A 697-nucleotide genomic window follows, 5' to 3' on the forward strand; every position below is an offset into this window, starting at 1 on the left:
CCAGTGGATAGTTCCTCTGCATTCTCCCGCTCGATTTCAGGAATAATTTCTTTCTCCAGTAATTCATTATACATTTGCTTTGATTTTTCAACTAGATTTGCACTGTATTTTTCTGTTGATTTACGCCAAACAAACGTGAATTTATTGGCATTCGCTTCTATCTTCGTACCGTCGATGAAAATTGCTTCTTCATCAATCAATTGTTCTTCTACCAGTTGACAACGGAATTGAACAAAACATTGACGCAGTAATTCTTTGACCTGTGGATGCACTCGGAAACGGTTGATGGTGCGGTAACTAGGTTCATACCCCTGCGCTAACCACATCATTCGAACACTATCTTTTAGTAATCCTTCAATTTTTCGTCCAGAAAACACAGATTGTGTGTATGCACACAAAATTATTTTAATCATCATTCTTGGATGATACGCAGGACACCCAGTCTGACGCAAAAAATTCTCAAATGCTTCATCAGGTATACTTTCCACAAGATCGTGTACAGTATAAGCAATATCATTTTTTTGTAACTTAATTTCTAAATCTAAAGGTAAAATAACTTGATTCATGGTATAATGTTTAAACATAAGGACACCTCCGATGGTTATTGTGTGGTACTTTAATTTTATCAGATGGTGTCCTTTTTGTTTACTGAAAAAGTGAAATTACATAATAAAATAAGCGCGTTACCTTCATCGTA

The 697-nt window shown here is 35.4% G+C and carries 1 protein-coding gene; it reads right to left on the reverse strand.

Annotation, left to right across the window (positions count from 1 at the left end; all coding sequences use genetic code 11):
- The coding region (locus tag QGM71_RS21730; protein WP_327609635.1) for a transposase at nucleotides 1-584 on the reverse strand (584 nt) is incomplete at its 3' end.
- Between the last annotated feature and the right edge of the window lie 113 nt (nucleotides 585-697).

It is taken from the genome of Virgibacillus tibetensis (assembly GCF_036026595.1).
Lineage (GTDB): Bacteria > Bacillota > Bacilli > Bacillales > Amphibacillaceae > Virgibacillus_P > Virgibacillus_P tibetensis.